The sequence below is a fragment of the Bacillus sp. FSL W7-1085 genome, from assembly GCF_038595035.1.
GTDB lineage: Bacteria > Bacillota > Bacilli > Bacillales > Bacillaceae > Bacillus > Bacillus altitudinis.
Genome location: NZ_CP152000.1, coordinates 2568826 through 2586803 on the forward strand (window position 1 = coordinate 2568826; position 17978 = coordinate 2586803).

Consider the following 17978-nt stretch of genomic DNA (forward strand, 5'->3'; position numbering starts at 1 on the left):
CAATTGTCTTTAAGATTGATGTATTCCGTTTAAGAGAAGATCATGTACACTTTCTGCGAGTGCAGGCAGGTCATACTTTTGATCATTCATGACCCATGTTGTAGCGGTTTCATCAATCGTTCCAAATACCATTTGTCTCGCTAAGCGGACATCTAGATTTTGTCTAAATTCTCCTGTCTTCTTTCCTTCGGTTAAAATGGAGTCTAGCATATTTAAATACCCTTTCAGCACCTCATTGATTTTTTGGCGCAGTTCAAGGTTTGACTGCCTGAGTTCAAGCTGTGTCACAAGAGCCAAATGATGGTCTTGCGATAGCAGGCGAAAGTGTTCTCGAATAAGGAGAAGAAGCTTTTCTTTGGCAGACGGTTTCTTTTGAATATCTGTTTCCATCCGTTCGATGAATTGTCCCATTTTTTCTTTGAACAACGAGATCAAAATGTCCTCTTTGTTTTTGAAATAGAGATAAATGGTTCCGTCTGCTACCCCTGCTTGTTTGGCAATCTTTGAAACTTGTGATTGATGGTAGCCGTTCTCTGCAATCACCACAACGGCTGCATCAATAATTTGCATGTACTTCGGTCTTTTCTGCTTCAATGTGCTTCGTCCCTTTCTAAATTGAATGAGCATTCATTCATAACTTTATGTTAAAAAGAAACGAGTGATTTGTCAAGTGATGTTCTTCTTTCTTTTCAACCTTTAGCATACCAGAGCAGACACGTACAATTCAAATCATCCGGCCGCTTGACCGGATGATGCTGGTTCATTCTCTCATCGATCGACTGGTTCTTCTGTTGAAGATGATTGCTTTCTTTTTTCTTCTTCAATTAACACTCTGCGCAAGATTTTCCCTACAGCCGTTTTAGGCAGTGATTCCTTAAATTCGTAGACACGCGGCACTTTAAATGAGGCAATTCTTGTTCTAACAAAACGATCCAGTTCATCCTCTGTTACATAGGCATCCTTTTTCGGGACAACAAAGGCTTTTACTGTTTCCCCTCTATACGGATCTGGAATACCCGCCACAACAACTTCTTGTACAAGCTCATGCTCATAAAGGGCTTCTTCAACCTCTCTTGGGTAAATATTATAGCCGCTCGCGATGATGACATCCTTTTTCCGGTCTACGATATAGAAAAAACCATCCTCATCCATATACCCAATGTCTCCTGTGAAAAACCAGCCGTCTCTTAACACTGCCGCTGTCTCCTCCGGCTGATTCCAGTATCCTTTCATGATTTGAGGACCTTTGACGATAATCTCTCCGTGCTCATATGGCGCTTTGAGTCCACCCGTTTCTTCACAATAAATACCGGCATCTGTATTCGGCCAAGGGCACCCGATACTTCCTATTTTGTTCGCTCCCCATAAGAAATTGGCATGAGTGACAGGAGAAGTTTCTGAAAGTCCATACCCTTCCACCAGCCTTCCTCCTGTTAGTTTTTCAAAACTCTGTTTGACTTCAACAGGAAGAGCGGCCGATCCGCTTAAGCATGCGGTGATGGATGATAGGTCATACTTTTCAATATTCGGATGATGAAGCAGGGCAATATACATCGTTGGTGCTCCTGGGAACAGCGTCGGTTTCTGTTTTTCAATGGTCTTCAAGGCATCCGCTGCATCAAAACGCGGAAGAAGAATCATTTGATGACCTTCTTTGACTGCAAGGTTTAGCACGGTCGTCATGCCGTATACATGAAAGAACGGAATGATCCCAAGAATCCGTTCTTTTCCGCGGTTCGTTTTATACATCCAGGATGCACACATTTCTGTATTGGCTACTATATTTTCGTGTGTGAGCATGACCCCTTTTGGTAAACCGGTCGTTCCGCCTGTATATTGCAAAACTGCGACATCCTCTTTCGGTTGAAAGGATATTTGCGGAATCCGTTCTCCTGACGATTCTTTCATGATCTGTGAGAAATGATGAATGGTCTCACTCTTCTCCACTTGGATGACCATGTTGTTTTTCCTTCGCTGGACAATCGGAAACAATATGTTTTTCGGAAATGGCAAGTAATCTTGTAATTTTGTGATGATCAAATGTTCCATACTTGTCAGCGCTTTCATTTTATAGGCCTTTGGATACAGTAGATCGAGAGTGATCAGCACCTTAGAGCCGCTGTCCTCCATTTGATATTCCAGTTCTTTCTCCGTATAAAGCGGATTGGTTTGAACGACAATGCCGCCTGCTATTAAAACCGCATAATAAGAAATCACCGATTGCGGGCAGTTTGGCAGCATAATCGCTACTCTGTCGCCTTTTTTGACACCGATGTCAATCAAGTGACTGGCTAATTTCAGTGCATCTTCTTGTAACTGCTGGTAGGTGATGTTTTTTCCTAAAAAATGAATGGCTGTATGCTCAGGTGCTGCCTCTGCGGAGCTGAATAAGTAAGATTGCAACGTTTCATTTGGGATGGTGAGTTCGTGGGGAATTTGATTCGGGTAATGCAGAAGCCAACGTTTATCTGACTGCATAAAAACCCTCCTTCCTGAACTTTCGTACTATTTTATTATAGCAAACTTTTCCTTATGGCTGTTTGCTTTTTTCAAATCGAGCTCGTTCCATGACACATCTTCATTTTTTCGCCGGTGTTTCTATAGAGGCTCTTTTCCCTTCATGATGCCACTTTTCGTATAATCCACCGATCGCACGAAATGACTCATGGACTCTCTCCACAATCTGTTTATGGATACTAGGGTCATTAGGTAAATGTGTGTGGATGTTGTCCACTTGATATTGTCTCATCATGTCTAGATACACAGTTAGAAAGATGGTGTCTTCTAAAATCCAATAAACGACTTCATCCGCCTCTTTTGTTCTTTTATGAAGCACTTTAATCCCTCGTTCATATTGAATAAGAATATAGCCGGCTGGATCAATTTCAATATAGGGGCTCAAATCATCAAAAAAACCAGTCGTTTGAAAAGGACGTGCAATATACGGTTCATATATGTCTTGGGGAAGAGATGTCTTTTTGAGACAACTGTCAATGCGCTTTATGAGTTCGTCTTTTTGCAAGATTTGATTCATTCTGATTCGCCGCCTTTGATGAGTGAAAAGCTGTCAAGGTTTTCCCTGACAGCTTTCTAGAATGTATTCTTCATTTTACAGGAACATGTAAACAGCACCAATAACCGCAAAAGTGCAGGCAACTACAATTAATACTTTGGCTAGTTTTTCCATGTCGTCTCCTTAAATGCCGGCTGCTACTACATAAGACAGCCCAACAGAAATAATGAGTGAAATAAACCCGACCGCTCTATTATCATTCTCAATCTCTTTGTCTACTTTAAATCGTGGTGTTAAAAATTCAAAAATGAAATAGCTGACGAGCAGCATCACAAAGCCGTATACGCCCCATCCGACCATTTGAAGAAGCGAGTTGTGCTGGGCGATGGAATGCTGAAAGACATTGGCAATCCCAAAAATCTTCCCGCCGGTTGCCATAGCAACAGCTAAGTTCCCCCGCTGAATCTCTTCCCAGTTTTTATAGGAGGTCACGAGTTCAAATATGGTAAGAAATAAGACAAGACATAGGACGGCCACGCTGTAATAGGCGGCAATTTCCACAAGTTCATTTTCCCAAAAGGCTTTCATGCGTTTTCTCCTTTTTACTTTAATTCGACGATGGTGACGCCTGATCCTCCCTCGCCTTGTTCTCCAAAACGAGCATTTTTTACACTACGGTGCTGTTTTAATAATTCCTGGACCCCTTTTCTCAAGGCGCCAGTGCCTTTACCGTGAATGATCGACACGCGCGGATAGCCAGCTAAGACGGCATCATCTAAGTATTTCTCGACTCTGCTTAAGGCATTCTCATAACGCTCTCCTCTTAAATCAAGCTCAAGTGATACATGATAGTCTTTTCCTTTGACCGCCGTGATGGCTTTCTCTTGTTTAAATTCCGGTGCTGATTTGATAAATTCCATATCTTTTTCTTTTACTTTCATTTTTAGAATGCCCATTTGGACACTCCATTCTTTGTTACCCGTTTGTTCGATGAGCGTTCCTTTTTGGCCAAACGTCAGCACTTTGACTTCATCGCCTGGCTTTAGCTGTCTTGCTGCTTTTTTCACTGGCTCTGGTTTTTTCTTACGGTCAAACTCAGGGACAGCTTCTTCAAGACGCTTTCTCGCATCAATGAGTTCATGTTCTTTGAATGAACGATGCTCACTTTTAATGGACCGAAGCTCTTGAATAATCTCTTCTGCTTCTTTTGTTGCTTGTTCAATTTTTTCTGCCGCTTTTTGTTCAGCTTCTTCCAGCAGTTTGTCCTTTTGTTCATTCCATTCAAGGATTTGTTTTTGCAGTTCTTTATGGAGCTTCTCTGCTTCTTTTCTATAGAATTCCGTCTCATGCAGTTCTTCTTCTGCTTGTTTTTTGCTGTCTTCTAATGAAGCAATCATCTGATCGACTTCATTATGTTCTGCGTGCATATCTGCTTTTGCACGGTCAATTAAATGATGAGGCAGTCCTAGACGCTTGGAAATTTCAAATGCATTACTTCGTCCCGGCACCCCGATGAGCAAGCGATATGTAGGGGATAAGGTTTCAATATCAAACTCTACACTCGCATTTGTGACGCCTTCTCGGTTATACCCGTATGCCTTCAGCTCAGGATAGTGAGTCGTTGCGATGACGCGCGCATTTGTTTGATGAACTTCATCTAAGATGCTCATCGCAAGTGCTGCACCTTCAGCAGGATCTGTCCCCGCACCTAATTCATCAAATAACACAAGTGAATTAGACGTCAAATGCTTTAAGATATCCACAATATTGACCATATGAGATGAGAATGTACTCAAGCTCTGTTCAATAGACTGCTCGTCTCCAATATCAGCAAAGACTTGATCGAATACAGCCACTTCTGATCCTTCTTCGACTGGAATATGAAGACCTGCCTGCGTCATCAGCGTAAGAAGTCCGAGTGTTTTTAAAGTGACGGTCTTACCGCCTGTATTTGGACCTGTGATGACGATCGTAGAAAAATCTTTCCCTAGCTCAATATCATTTGCCACAACCTGATCTCGGGGCAATAGGGGATGTCTTGCCCGTTTTAAATAAATCTCCCCTTGGTTATTCACAGTAGGTTTTGTGGCTTTTTCTGCTTTTGCATATTTGGCTTTGGCGAAAATAAAATCTAATGTCTGAAGTTCATTCACATTATGAAGCAATTCATCAATGTGCTCTGACACACTCGCTGTCAGCATTTGCAAAATCTTTTCAATCTCTTGCTTTTCTTTTAGGCGAGTTTGCTGCAAGGTGTTATTTAAATCTACGACCACTTGCGGCTCAATAAAAAGAGTTGCGCCTGAAGAAGATTGATCGTGAACAATCCCTCCATAATTCGAGCGGTACTCTTGTTTTACGGGAATGACAAACCGATCATTACGAATGGTCACAATGGTGTCTGACAGCATTTTCGAGGCAGATTGTGAACGAATCATTGATTCTAATTTATCTCGTACTTTTGATTCTAGTGATCGTAACTGCGTTCGTATGGTGCGGAGGGCTGGTGTTGCGTGATCAAGCACTTCTCCATTATCACCAATACAGCTTTCGATTTCTTTTCTCACGTCTGGCAGTAAAATCAGCGATTCTGCATATGTATGAAGACGGGGTATCTCTACTCCGTCCTCATACATAGAGGCGAGAAAGTGCTTCATGTTTTTTGTGGTATATAACAGCGCCGCAATTTCCATCAGCTCAGAAGGGCTTAATATACTGCCTATTTCTGCTCGTTTGACGCCTCGTCTAATATCCGTTAACCCGCCAAATGGCGCAGATCCTTTTAAACGAATCACATCTTGCGCTTCTGCTACCTCTTCTAGCAGATGCTGAATGCTCTCGATATCTGTGAGTGGTATTAAGTCCTGCGCTTTTTCTTTCCCTAAAGTCGAAGCAGTATAGGACATGACTTTTTCTTTTACTTTATGAAATTCTAATGATGCTAACACTTTTTGTTGCAGCATGGTCCAGCCTCCTAACGACTACCTGTCACGCGTTAAAAACTTTTTCATCTCATTGAGTGAAAATGTATTCACGACATTTGCTTTTGGTGTCCAGCCCTTTCTTGCAGCTGTGACACCGACGTCCATATGATCGAGCATGGCGATGTTGTGTGCATCTGTGTTGATCATGATGTTCACACCCGCTTCGTTTGCTTTCATTAAATGCTCTGTTTTTAAATCAAGTCTTGACGGGTTGCTGTTGAGTTCCAGTGCAGTGCCCGTTTTTTTCGCAAGCTCTATGAGCTGATCAATATTTAAGGCATAGCCGTCTCGTCTACCGATCAAACGGCCAGTTGGATGAGCAATTAAATCCACATGCTGATTATTCAAGGCATTTTCTAGGCGCTCCATAATGACTTCCTCCGGCTGAGAGAAGCTAGAATGAATAGACGCAATGACAAAATCCATGTCTGCTAGAAAGTCATCATCATAATCTAACGATCCATCCGGCAGAATATCCATTTCGACCCCTTTGAAAATGTGAAAATGCTCGAATTCTTGATTCAGCTTGTCAATTTCTTTTGCTTGCAAACGCAAACGTTCTTTTGTTAAACCGTTTGCTACTTTTAAATATTGTGAGTGGTCTGTGATCGCCATGTATTCATAGCCTTTTGCGATACATGCCTCTGCCATTTCGCGAATAGAAAAAGCGCCATCACTCCATGTCGAGTGCATATGAAGATCGCCTTTGATATCTTTTCGGTCTACAAATTGCATACTTTCTTTATACGTATCAATCTCTGCTCCGGTTTCACGAATTTCTGGCGGAATGAGCGGAAGTTGGAAATGTGCATAAAAAGCGCTTTCGTCTTCAAATGTTTTCACATCCCCAGTTTCGATCGTTTCAACCCCATATTCACTAATACGCTCACCGCGCTCCTTCGCAAGCTGGCGCATACGAATGTTATGATCTTTTGAGCCAGTGAAATGGTGCAGTGTTGTTGCAAATTGGTCTGTTGTCACAAGCCGGAAATCTACACTGATTTCAAAATCAAGTGCAAGCATGACCGATACCTTCGTATCACCGCTCGCAATGACATCTTTGACATCATCAAGAGCAACAAGTTGTTCTCTCACTTGTTCAGGATTATCAGTCGCAATGATGTAATCTAAATCTTTGACCGTTTCACGCGCACGTCTTAAACTACCCGCTCTTGAAAAGCGGATGATTCCCTCCATCTGTTCCAGCGCATGATCAATTCGCTCTGCCACATCTAATGCAAAACCAATTGGCAGTCGTTCTGGCTGCTTTCCTGCCTCCTCAAGAGCGGCAAGAATCTTTTCTTCTGTTTTTTTGCCAAACCCAGCAAGCGTTTGTACTTTTTCCGCTTCACATGCTTCTTTTAAAGACTGTGCATCGTGAACACCAAGCTCTTGGTAGAGCTTAGCAATCTTCTTCCCACCGAGTCCTTGCAATTTTAAGAGCGGGACAAGTCCTTCAGGCACTTCTTTTTTTAATTGTTCGAGTGTTTCAGACTGTCCTTTTTCGATATACTCTGTGATCACAGCAAAGGTTCCTTTTCCAATGCCGGGTAATGCTAATAGGTCATCTATTTGAGAAAGACTGCGGTCATCTTGTTCCAGTGCCGCAGCTGCTTTACGAAAGGCAGAAATTTTAAAAGGATTATCTCCTTTTAGCTCCATATAGACTGCAATTGTTTCAAGAAGTTTGATAATATCTTTTTTATTCATCTCTCATCCTCCAGCCGCTTTGGCATCTTCCTATATAAATATACAAACTTTCCCTTCATCCTACAACTTTCTGTCATGGAATGAGAAAAAAACTTCTCCAAGAAAGGAGAAGTTCTTAAACTCCATACGTCGACCAGAGGTCTTTGACAAGACCGGACAGGTAAGGGGTGCTATTTACGATCACATCTGCTAACATTGATTTGCTCATCATGGTTTGAAGCGCATCGACTGGAAGTAATGCAGCCACAAACAATAGAATAAACACAAATAGATAGGTTTCAAGAAATCCTAAAACAGCGCCAAGTAGTTTGTTGACCTGTTTAATCACAGGGATACTTGCAATGGTTGTGAGCAATCCGCCGATGATAGCGAGCAGGATTTTGGTCAAGATAAACAGAATGATAAACGCAATGGTATTATAATAAGCTGTTTCTAGATTCCCACTAAAGAAAGCGAGCTGCGCTTGACCGCCGCTAAAATTAGGTGCTGGAATCCACGTAAGCTGTGGTGCAAGTGACTGATAAAACATAGAAGCCACTAAAATAGAAACAACAAAGCTAATCAATTTAATAAATTGAAGAATAAACCCGCGTTTTAGACCGACAAGCGTTCCCATAAGAAGCAAAAACAAAATGATGATATCGATCACGGTAATTTCATTCCTTTTCTTTTAGATGAAGCTCTAGTTTTTCGTATTGCTCTTTTAATTTCAAGTAGTCGTGGACGACATTGACTGCTGTCAGTACAGCTAATTTGTTTATATCAAGGTATGGATTTTTTTCATTGATTTCTCTCATTTTATCATCAACAATTGAAGCAACATGTCGCATATGCATCTTCGTTTCTTGACCGATGATCGTATAGGACTGTCCGTAAATCTCAACTGTTGTTTTCGTTTTACCGCCGTCAGACAACGTTTCTCCTCCATTCCACGAGAATCCTAGTCTCTATCATAACATGTTTAGACATTGAATGGAAAGACGAGCCCTTCCCTGTTATGGTACACTTTAGAAATCAATGATATCAAGGTAAAAAGGAGTTATCCACTGTGCCCCAATCCGTCTTAAAAGCAACATCAGAAGACATGAAAAAAATGAAGAGCGTGTACGCTCAGCATTTAACTGACACTTTGCCGCCAGGCGCTCTATTTCAAGCAAAGGTTCCCGGCTGTACGATTACAGCCTACAAATCTGGAAAAGTACTGTTCCAAGGACAAAAGGCAGAAGCTGAAGCGAGTCAGTTCAACCATTTACAAACAGCTGAAACAAAAAGCAAAAAAACGCCATCCATCACACAGTACAGCCCACCACCCGGCATCGCTTCCATGTCGGTTATTGGCTCAGATGAGGTCGGTACTGGCGATTATTTTGGACCCATTACGGTCTGTGCGGCTTATGTTGATTCCAGTCAGCTTGCTCTCATGAAAGAGCTCGGGGTGAAAGACTCAAAAGGACTAAAAGATCCGCAGATTATCAACATTGCCAAAGACTTGATCAAAACCATCCCGTTCAGCCTTCTCGTGCTTCGGAATGAAAAATACAATGCGATGCAGGAAAAGGGCATGAGCCAAGGGAAAATGAAGGCACTGCTTCATAACCAAGTCATCACCTCCGTGCTAGAAAAACTGGATGGCAAGAAACCAGAAGCCATTCTCATTGACCAATTTGCCGAACCAGGCATTTATTTCAGGCACCTTGCAGGGAAAAAGATCATTCGGGAGCGTACATATTTTAGTACGAAAGCAGAAGGCATCCACTTATCGGTTGCTGCAGCTTCTATTATTGCAAGGTATGCTTTTTTAATTGAAATGGATAAATTATCAAAAGCAGCGGGCTTTGACATTCCAAAAGGGGCCGGTCCGCATGTTGACAAAGCGGCAGCAAAGCTGATGAAACAGCACGGCGAAGAGGCTTTACGCCAATTTACAAAACTTCATTTTGCCAACACCCAAAAAGCGAAAAAATGGTTATAATCAAAAAAGAGCTATCGCCCATAAAGCGATAGCTCTTTTTATTATCCGCGCAAGACGGCTTGATACGTATCTTCTAATGCTTTCAATACGTTTGTATGAACAGCCGTGACTTCTTCCTCGGTCAACGTTTGTTCTGGGTTTAAATATTGCAGAGAGAATGCAACAGATTTCTTGCCTTCTTCCATATGCTCACCCTCATACACATCAAAGACGGAAAGGTCTGTGAGCAATTGGCCGCCAGCTTCATAAATGACTTGCTCAAGCTGTCCGCTTGAAATATGCTGATCTACGACAAGTGCGATGTCTCTTGTCACTGCTGGGAATCTCGGAATAGCCGTATATTTCATATCCTCTGTTTCAGACGTCATTACATCTGTTAAATCAAATTCAAATACATACGTTTCTTTTAAATCTAATTCCTTTTCCACTACTGGATGAAGTGCAGCTACAAAGCCAATCACTTTTCCATTTAAATGAACATCGGCTGTACGTCCTGGGTGAAGGCCCTCACGCTCTGCTTGAACATACGTGATCTCTTCTGATACACCAAGCTTTTCAAACAGCCCTTCTGCAATACCCTTCGCTACATAAAAATCGACAGCTTTTTTCTCGCCCTGCCAAAGATTTTTATGCCAAAGACCTGTCAGAGCACCTGCCACATGCTCTTTCTCTACTGGTTTTGCACCTTCCGTTTCCGCTAAGAAAACAGAACCCGTTTCGTAAAAGGCAAAAGAATCAGCTTGTCTTGCTAAGTTATATGCGACAGAATCAAGTAAGTTCGGCAGAAGGCTTTGTCTCAGCACACTGCGTTCCTCACTCATTGGCAGGGAAAGTCTTGTTTGATAAGCTGAATTTAAAGCAAAGGCTGTGGACTTATGCTGATTCGTTAATGAATACGTAATCGCTTGAGAAAGCCCTGCGCCCTCTAAGAAACGTCTCACCTTTCTGCGCTTCACTTGGTATGGCGTGAGACCGCCAACGGTACCAGCTGTCGTAGGCAGTGTAGATGGAATATTGTCGTAGCCGTATAATCTCGCGACTTCTTCAATGAGGTCCTCTTCAATCGTAATATCCATTCTGCGGGAAGGAACCGTTACGACAAGCACATCATTTGATTCGCCCACAGTAAAGCCTAGTTTGTTGAAAATCTGAATCATATCTTCTTTTGAAATGCTCATGCCAAGCACCTTGTTCACACGCTCAGTTGATACGTGGATGACATTCATACTTGTTTCAAGGTGGTTTTCCTCAACTGTACCACTTAACACTTCACCACCTGCATAGATGCTGATCAATTGCGCTGCTCTTTCGGCTGCTGATTTCGTCCGCTGCGGATCGAGCCCTTTTTCAAATCGTGTGCTTGATTCACTGCGAAGCCCTAAGTCTCTAGATGCTTGACGGACGGTTTGACCGTTGAAATATGCCGCTTCTAAAAGAATCGTTGTCGTCTCATCACGCACCTCTGATTCAAAACCGCCCATGACACCTGCAACAGCATGCGCTTTTGTGCCATTTGTAATGACAAGATGCTTCGAAGACAATGTACGTTCTTGTTCATCCAGAGTTTGAATCATTTCATTTTCAGCCGCTTTACGAACGACCACCTGCTTTGAACCAAACCGGTCATAATCAAAGGCATGTAGAGGTTGACCGTATTCAAGTAAGACAAAATTCGTAATATCCACGACGTTGTTAATTGGGCGGATACCTGCATTCATCAATCTTGTTTGCATCCAAAGTGGTGCTGGTCCAATCTTTACATTTTTAATGATCTTCGCTGCATAAAGTGGATTCGCTTCTTGATCCTCAATTTTAACAGAAATATAGTCTGCTGCTTTTTCAGAAGAAGTGTCATGCGCTGTATCAGGAAGCTTGATGTCTCTCCCTAAAATGGCAGCAACCTCATAAGCCACTCCTAGCATATTAAGGGCATCGGCACGGTTTGGTGTTAAGCCAAGTTCAAGTACCGCGTCATCTAATTGAAGCGCTTGAAGGGCATCATCTCCTGGTTTCACGTCATTCGGGAAAACAAAGATACCTTCTGCATATTCTTTTGGTACGAGCTTGCTCTCTACGCCTAATTCTTGCAGAGAACAAATCATGCCATGAGACTCTTCACCGCGCAGTTTTGCTTTTTTAATTTTAAAGTTTCCAGGAAGGACTGCACCAACCGTTGCGACGGCCACATGCTGTCCTTTATCCACATTTGGAGCCCCGCATATAATTTGCACCGGTGCGTCTTCGCCGATATCAACAAGACATTTGTTTAATTTATCCGCATTCGGATGCTGTTCACGTTCAATGACGTGTCCAACGACAACACCTTTGATGCCTTCGCCTTTATACTCAACGGCTTCCACTTCAATTCCGCTTCTTGTGATTTTCTCTGCTAATTCATCCGGCTGAATGCCTTCTAAATCGACATAGTCCTCTAACCATTTATATGAAACAAACATGTTGATTTCCTCCTCTTAGTCCTGCTTAAATTGCTTCGTGAATCTAATATCATTTGTGTAGAAATGACGAATGTCATCTATGCCGTATTTCAGCATGGCAATACGTTCAACACCCATTCCAAAAGCAAAGCCTTGGTAAGTATCTGGATCAAATCCGCTCATTTTCAATACATTCGGGTGAACCATTCCTGCACCTAAAATTTCAATCCAGCCTGTTCCTTTACATACAGAACAGCCTTTCCCGCCGCATTTAAAGCATGACACATCAACTTCAACGGAAGGTTCTGTGAATGGGAAAAAGCTTGGGCGCAGTCTAATTTCACGATCTTCACCAAACATTTTTCTTGCGACTGTCTCAAGCGTCCCTTTGAGGTCACTCATGCTAATATTGTGATCGACCACAAGTCCTTCAATTTGCATGAATTGATGGGAGTGAGTGGCATCATCGCTGTCACGTCTATATACCTTACCAGGGCAGATGATTTTCACAGGACCTTGGCCTTTATATTTCTCAAGTGTACGCGCTTGAACGGGTGATGTTTGCGTTCTCATGAGTGTGTCTTCAGTAATATAGAAGCTGTCCTGCATATCACGTGCCGGATGTTCTTTTGGAAGATTGAGCGCTTCAAAGTTATAGTAATCTGTTTCTACCTCTGGGCCCTCTTCAACGGTATAGCCCATGCCGATAAATAAATCTTCAATATCTTCTACGACAATCGTTAATGGATGCCTTGCCCCGATTTTGATCGGACTTGCTGGTAATGTGACATCAATGGTTTGAGAAGCCAGTTTCTTTTTCACTTCTTCTGCTTCTAGCTGCTCATTTTTTTCAGCAATGGCACCAGCAATCTGCTCTCTCACTTCATTTGCAAGTGCGCCCATTTTTGGTCTTTCTTCAGCGGAAAGCTTGCCCATTCCGCGCAGCACTTCTGTAATCGGACCTTTTTTCCCTAAATATTGAACACGAATATCATTGACTTCTTTGAGCGAGCTGGCTGCTTCTACCTTCGCTATCGCTTCTGTTTCAAGCTGTTTTAACGTTTCTTGCATGAGTGTTATCCTCCTTTTAATATAAAAAACCGTCTGAATAAACGGGTGTTTGATTGTTTGAAGACAATAAAAAAACCCGCCCCTCCAAAAAAGAAGGGACGAGTTGTGGTCGCGGTACCACCCTTGTTAAGCACAAATATATGTGCGAATAAGCTTCATTGACATAACGGAATCAAACGAATCCGGTCCACCTTTACGCAAAACCTGCGGTCCCGGTGACAACTCCAGAGGTGAATTCCTGTTTCAGCATTCCTTAAATGCACTTTCAGTCTACGATGCATTCTCCCTATTAGGACGCTCCGTGAAACAATCTTCCTCTATCATGGTTTTTAAAATATTAGTTTCATTATAGTGAAAAATAGGACGTGATGCAACACTATCCGCGCAAATGATAGACAAGAACCGCTGCTGCCACAGCCACATTTAATGATTCCGCTTGTCCGTACATTGGAACATATAAATTTTGATCTGTCATTTGAAGAATCTCTGGATCAATACCTGCTCCCTCGTTGCCTACAATTAACGCAAATGGACCTTCTGATGCTATGTGTCTATACTCTTTCGCATCTTTCAAAGCACTGCCATATACAGATATGCCTTGCGCCTTTAATGCTGGAATTGTCTGTTGTAGCGTTTGTTTGAAGATAGGCAGGTGAAAATGAGACCCTTGTGCTGAACGGAGCGTTTTTCCGTTAAACGCATCAACGCTTCCATCCCCTAGGACCACAGCATCAAGCCCCGCTGCATCTGCTGTCCGAATGAGTGTGCCTAAATTCCCCGGATCTTGCACTGCATCTAACAGAAGCATTCGTTCATACTTTTTCTCCTCAAATACAGGAATTGTACAAACCGCTGCGATTTGCTGAGGTGTTTCCGTTTCCGTCATCGCAGTAAAAGCCTCTTCACTTAATTCATACAGCTCAATGTCAGGCTCGATGTCAGCAGGGAGCATGTCAGGCGTTGCGACCATTAACTCTTTTACAACCCCGCTTTTCAATGCTTCTTCTACTAAGTGTTTTCCTTCAACAAGGAATAGCCCTGTTTTCGTTCGTTCTTTTTTTGTATGGAGCTTTTTCCATTGTTTAATGTGTGCGTTTTTAGCTGATTCTATATATTTCAAGCGACTTTAACTCCTTTAAATATCATGAATTTATTATATCTCAAGCACACTACATAATAAACCTGTCTTTGAGACAGAATAGGGCTATCACCATCAAAAAAGGAGTGTGGGCAATGGATTTTAATTTAAGAGGCGCAGTGATTCAAAACATTACTGGTCATAATCAAGAGCAGCTTGAGCATACAATTTTAGATGCGATTCAAAGTGGCGAGGAAAAAATGCTGCCAGGTCTTGGCGTTTTGTTTGAGGTGTTATGGCAAGAGGCATCAGAAGATGAAAAAAATGAAATTCTTGAAACATTAGAGCAGGGCTTAAAGCCTGAGCATCAGCAATAACAAGAAGCCGGTTTGCTTATCTATGAGCAAGCCGGCTTTGTTCATTTAGCCAGTGATTGGCGTCTCCATTCGAAGAGCTGGATCGCGCCAAATCTCGATCCACTTTTTAATAGCGAACACGATAATGACAAAACCTAAAATCAGCATAATCATCGAAAGCACGGCATTCAGTACACTGTAGCCAGATGCTTCAGGATTGAGATAGACATTCGCAACCATCCAATAACCCGCATAATTCACCGTCACATATAAGTAAGCAAGTGGAATTAAACAAGTCAACATATACCGTCTTTTATCCGCAATTTTTAATACAACCGTCGCCCCAATGATTAATCCGACCGAGGCCATTAATTGGTTTGACACGCCAAAGAGTGCCCAAATGGATCCAATGTCTCCAGAGTAAAGCAAGTATCCCCACATAAAACAAGCAAGTGCACTTGCAAAGACTGACCCTGGTACCCAGTCATTTCGTTTCAACGGTTTATATGCTTCTCCAAAGAAGTCTTGGATCAAATATCGCGCGACACGGGTTCCTGCGTCAATCGCCGTTAAAATAAAGACGGCTTCAAACATAATCACGAATTGGAAGAAATAAGAGGCCAAATGACTAAAGAACGGAATACCCGTAAAGATGTACGCCATCCCTACAGCTAATGTAACAGCTCCACCTGTTCTTCCTTCTAAGTCAAGACCGATTTCTTTGCTTAGTTGAGGAAGATTCTCGACACTCATACCAAGCGTACGGAACACTTCAGGTGTACTATTAATTGCAAAATAATCTCCCGGATGAAGCGCAGTAGCGGCAATTAACGCCATGATTCCCACTAAACATTCTACGAGCATCGCGCCAAACGCCACCGGCTTCATATCACTCCAACGATCTAGCATTTTTGGCGTTGTGCCAGAGCCAACAAATGCATGAAAACCAGAAATCGCACCACAAGCAATGGTAATCGAAATAAAAGGCCATACAGGTCCAGCTAAGACAGGCCCTCCTCCATTTACAAACTCCGTAAACGCCGGAAATTGGATGGTTGGATTAACCACAAAGATTCCCGCAATCAGCGCGATGAAAACACCAATTTTCATAAAACTGCTTAAATAGTCTCTTGGTGCCAAAAGCAACCAAACCGGCAGGGCCGCAGCAAAGAACGCATAGATTGGCAGGGCAAGGGCAAGCGTTTTTGTATCAAGTGTTAACATTTCTCCAAGTGCTGTTCCTTGAATATTCGGTCCAAGGAATACCCCCAACATCAGTAATATGAATCCCGCAGATGTCGCCAGCTTTAAATTGCCAGTCTTTTTATAATAAAGGCCGACTCCCATCGCTATTGGAATGGTAATACCAACTGCAAAGGTTCCCCAAGGATTTCGTTCTAAAGCATGAAGCACAACCATGGACAGTCCTGCCATTGTAATTGTAATAATAAATAACATGGCGAGCCCTGTGCAAAATCCTGCCACAGGACCAAGCTCCTCTTTCGCTACCTCGGATAGTGATTTCCCCTTTTTTCGCATCGAAGCAAACAAGACCACAAGATCATGAACAGCTCCGCCAATCACCGCTCCAATTAAGAGCCAAAGGAGACCAGGTAAATACCCAAATTGTGCGGCTAAAATCGGACCAACTAATGGACCAGCAGCGGCAATTGCAGCAAAGTGATGCCCAAATGTGACCCATTTGTTTGTTGGCACATAATCTTTCCCATCCTCGAGTGCATGAGCCGGTGTAGGATGATCATCTGTGACCTTTAATACCTTCACCATCATAAACGTGCCATAGAGGCGATAGGCAATCGCTAAAATACACATCGATCCTATCACAATTGAAACCGCATTCATTTAACCATCCCCTTTTTATAAACAATTTGTTACAAATATAACATAAATTGAGTGATTTTTCTTTCTTTTAAAACCGAGTTTACAAATAGGAATAATTGATTTAATCTAAAATAAGCTTCACCTACTTCCATAAACTCTCTTTTGACAGAGCCTCAATTGGCTCTGTCCTTTTTTATTGATTTCATCTTACATAAATACAAGATGGATCACATGTGCCTTCCTCACTAGAAAAATATCACTTCATTTACTGAAAACAGTTCTTTTGACACAACTTACATTCCAAAGTTCATTTCCTGGGAAATTCAACGCAATTAAAAAACCTTTCCCCATACTGAGGAAAGGTTTCATCATTAAGAACCGTACGTAATTTGTTCGACCGTTTTTTGATCAAGTCTTTTGATGACTTCTGTTAAAAGCTTCACCGCATTTTCATAATCATCTCGATGAATCATGGCTGCATGGGTATGAATATATCTGCTTGGAATCCCGATGGATAGTGATGGAACGCCATGACCTGTTAAGTGAATACCTCCAGCATCTGTTCCTCCACCTGGCATGGAATCATATTGATAAGGAATGTTTAATTCATCTGCAGTTTGGACAACAAAATCGCGAAGCCCTTTATGAGAAACCATGGAAGCGTCGAATACAACAATCGTTGGTCCTTTGCCAAGTTTGCTTGTTGCTTCTTTTTCAGTAATACCTGGTGTATCACCTGCTACTCCAACATCAATAGCAAATCCAATATCAGGCTGGATTGTAGCTGCAGCTGTTTTAGCTCCGCGTAAGCCAACTTCCTCTTGGACAGTTGCTACACTGTATGCAATATTTTCATGCTGAGTATCCTTTAAATTCTTCATGACATCAATCGCTACTGCACAGCCGATACGGTTGTCCCAGGCTTTTGCAAGAAGCATTTTTTCGTCATTCATTACCGTAAACTCAAAGTAAGGTACGATTTGATCTCCAGGGAGGACGCCCCATTCCATTGCCTGTTCTTTGCTCGAAGCCCCAATATCAATGAACATATCTGTGATTTCGATTGATTTCTTTCGTGCTTCTGGTGATAAGACATGTGGCGGTTTAGAACCAATCACACCTGTAATGTCTCCTTTTTTCGTCACAATGGTGACACGCTGCGCCAACATAACTTGTGACCACCAGCCACCGACCGTTTGAAAACGAATATAGCCTTTGTCATCGATTTTTGTCACCATGAATCCTACTTCATCTAAGTGGCCAGCAAGCATCACTTTAGGCCCATTTGCATTTCCTTCCTTCTTAGCAATTAAGCTGCCAAGGCGATCTGTAGAGACTTCATCCGCATATGTTTCTATGTATGACTGCATGACTTTTTTTACATCACGTTCATTTCCTGGAATCCCTTTTGCATCCGTTAGGTCTTTCAGCATAGTTAATGTTTGATCTAGTTTTGTCATTCTGTGTATCCTCCTTTTTCTTCATGGTGCATTCTTATTATACAAAACCTCTTTCGT

15 protein-coding genes are annotated in these 17978 nt (G+C 42.2%); 2 read left to right on the forward strand and 13 right to left on the reverse strand.

The features are described 5' to 3' along the window. Nucleotides 1-9: 9 nt before the first annotated feature. The 8 genes from MKY11_RS13250 to zapA form a co-directional block, all read right to left on the reverse strand. Complete coding sequence (locus MKY11_RS13250) at nt 10-594, reverse strand: TetR/AcrR family transcriptional regulator (RefSeq protein ID WP_017358246.1); 585 nt, start codon at nt 592-594, stop codon at nt 10-12. 174 nt (nt 595-768) lie between these two features. Next, nucleotides 769-2478, reverse strand: coding sequence for an AMP-binding protein (locus tag MKY11_RS13255; protein ID WP_073413715.1), 1710 nt, complete (start codon nt 2476-2478; stop codon nt 769-771). Nucleotides 2479-2578: 100 nt separating this feature from the next. Beyond that, complete coding sequence (locus MKY11_RS13260; RefSeq protein ID WP_007501636.1) at nt 2579-3034, reverse strand: Imm63 family immunity protein; 456 nt, start codon at nt 3032-3034, stop codon at nt 2579-2581. A gap of 162 nt (nt 3035-3196) precedes the next feature. After that, nucleotides 3197-3601: a DUF350 domain-containing protein gene (locus MKY11_RS13265; protein WP_007501637.1), complete on the reverse strand. Its 405-nt coding sequence runs from the start codon at nt 3599-3601 to the stop codon at nt 3197-3199. 14 nt (nt 3602-3615) lie between these two features. Next, a complete protein-coding gene (locus tag MKY11_RS13270) occupies nt 3616-5973 on the reverse strand; it encodes an endonuclease MutS2 (protein WP_024718639.1) in 2358 nt (785 codons plus the stop codon). Nucleotides 5974-5994: 21 nt separating this feature from the next. Continuing rightward, the gene (gene polX / locus MKY11_RS13275) at nt 5995-7707 is read right to left on the reverse strand and encodes a DNA polymerase/3'-5' exonuclease PolX (protein ID WP_331832391.1); all 1713 of its coding nucleotides are present in this window, start codon (nt 7705-7707) and stop codon (nt 5995-5997) included. 115 nt (nt 7708-7822) lie between these two features. Next, complete coding sequence (locus MKY11_RS13280) at nt 7823-8356, reverse strand: CvpA family protein (RefSeq protein WP_008345997.1); 534 nt, start codon at nt 8354-8356, stop codon at nt 7823-7825. Between the two features lie 7 nt (nt 8357-8363). Further along, nucleotides 8364-8621 carry a cell division protein ZapA gene (zapA, locus tag MKY11_RS13285; protein WP_008345998.1) on the reverse strand — a complete coding sequence of 86 codons (258 nt, stop codon included), beginning with the start codon at nt 8619-8621 and terminating at the stop codon, nt 8364-8366. A gap of 134 nt (nt 8622-8755) precedes the next feature. Here zapA and rnhC point away from each other — a divergent pair, with 134 nt between their 5' ends. After that, nucleotides 8756-9679, forward strand: a complete 924-nt coding sequence (rnhC, locus tag MKY11_RS13290; protein ID WP_024718641.1) for a ribonuclease HIII — start codon at nt 8756-8758, stop codon at nt 9677-9679. A 41-nt stretch (nt 9680-9720) separates the two neighbouring features. Here the strand turns inward: rnhC and pheT are convergent, their stop codons facing one another. The 3 genes from pheT to MKY11_RS13305 all read right to left on the reverse strand — a co-directional run bounded on the left by pheT (nt 9721) and on the right by MKY11_RS13305 (nt 14305). Then, on the reverse strand, nt 9721-12135 hold the full coding sequence (pheT, locus tag MKY11_RS13295; RefSeq protein WP_342501479.1) for a phenylalanine--tRNA ligase subunit beta: 2415 nt from the start codon (nt 12133-12135) through the stop codon (nt 9721-9723). Nucleotides 12136-12150: 15 nt separating this feature from the next. Continuing rightward, nucleotides 12151-13185: a phenylalanine--tRNA ligase subunit alpha gene (gene pheS, locus MKY11_RS13300; protein WP_008346004.1), complete on the reverse strand. Its 1035-nt coding sequence runs from the start codon at nt 13183-13185 to the stop codon at nt 12151-12153. A 376-nt stretch (nt 13186-13561) separates the two neighbouring features. Continuing rightward, nucleotides 13562-14305 carry an RNA methyltransferase gene (locus tag MKY11_RS13305; RefSeq protein WP_060781262.1) on the reverse strand — a complete coding sequence of 248 codons (744 nt, stop codon included), beginning with the start codon at nt 14303-14305 and terminating at the stop codon, nt 13562-13564. A 113-nt stretch (nt 14306-14418) separates the two neighbouring features. Here MKY11_RS13305 and sspI point away from each other — a divergent pair, with 113 nt between their 5' ends. Next, on the forward strand, nt 14419-14640 hold the full coding sequence (gene sspI / locus MKY11_RS13310) for a small acid-soluble spore protein SspI (protein WP_008346010.1): 222 nt from the start codon (nt 14419-14421) through the stop codon (nt 14638-14640). Between the two features lie 45 nt (nt 14641-14685). Here sspI and cstA read toward each other — a convergent pair whose 3' ends face one another. Together cstA and MKY11_RS13320 are read right to left on the reverse strand one after the other, a co-directional pair. After that, complete coding sequence (gene cstA / locus MKY11_RS13315; protein WP_217967927.1) at nt 14686-16482, reverse strand: carbon starvation protein A; 1797 nt, start codon at nt 16480-16482, stop codon at nt 14686-14688. Nucleotides 16483-16832: 350 nt separating this feature from the next. Then, nucleotides 16833-17921 (reverse strand): M42 family metallopeptidase, encoded by a 1089-nt coding sequence (locus tag MKY11_RS13320; protein WP_017358255.1) that lies wholly within the window; start codon nt 17919-17921, stop codon nt 16833-16835. Nucleotides 17922-17978: the final 57 nt, after the last annotated feature.

Bases quoted from the DNA above. Each gene is read 5' to 3' on its own strand.
- MKY11_RS13255 (WP_073413715.1), bottom strand. From the start codon at position 2,478: ATGCAGTCAGATAAACGTTGGCTTCTGCATTACCCGAATCAAATTCCC.
- MKY11_RS13260 (WP_007501636.1), bottom strand. From the start codon at position 3,034: ATGAATCAAATCTTGCAAAAAGACGAACTCATAAAGCGCATTGACAGT.
- MKY11_RS13265 (WP_007501637.1), bottom strand. From the start codon at position 3,601: ATGAAAGCCTTTTGGGAAAATGAACTTGTGGAAATTGCCGCCTATTAC.
- polX (WP_331832391.1), bottom strand. From the start codon at position 7,707: ATGAATAAAAAAGATATTATCAAACTTCTTGAAACAATTGCAGTCTAT.
- pheT (WP_342501479.1), bottom strand. From the start codon at position 12,135: ATGTTTGTTTCATATAAATGGTTAGAGGACTATGTCGATTTAGAAGGC.
- pheS (WP_008346004.1), bottom strand. From the start codon at position 13,185: ATGCAAGAAACGTTAAAACAGCTTGAAACAGAAGCGATAGCGAAGGTA.
- sspI (WP_008346010.1), top strand. From the start codon at position 14,419: ATGGATTTTAATTTAAGAGGCGCAGTGATTCAAAACATTACTGGTCAT.
- cstA (WP_217967927.1), bottom strand. From the start codon at position 16,482: ATGAATGCGGTTTCAATTGTGATAGGATCGATGTGTATTTTAGCGATT.
- MKY11_RS13320 (WP_017358255.1), bottom strand. From the start codon at position 17,921: ATGACAAAACTAGATCAAACATTAACTATGCTGAAAGACCTAACGGAT.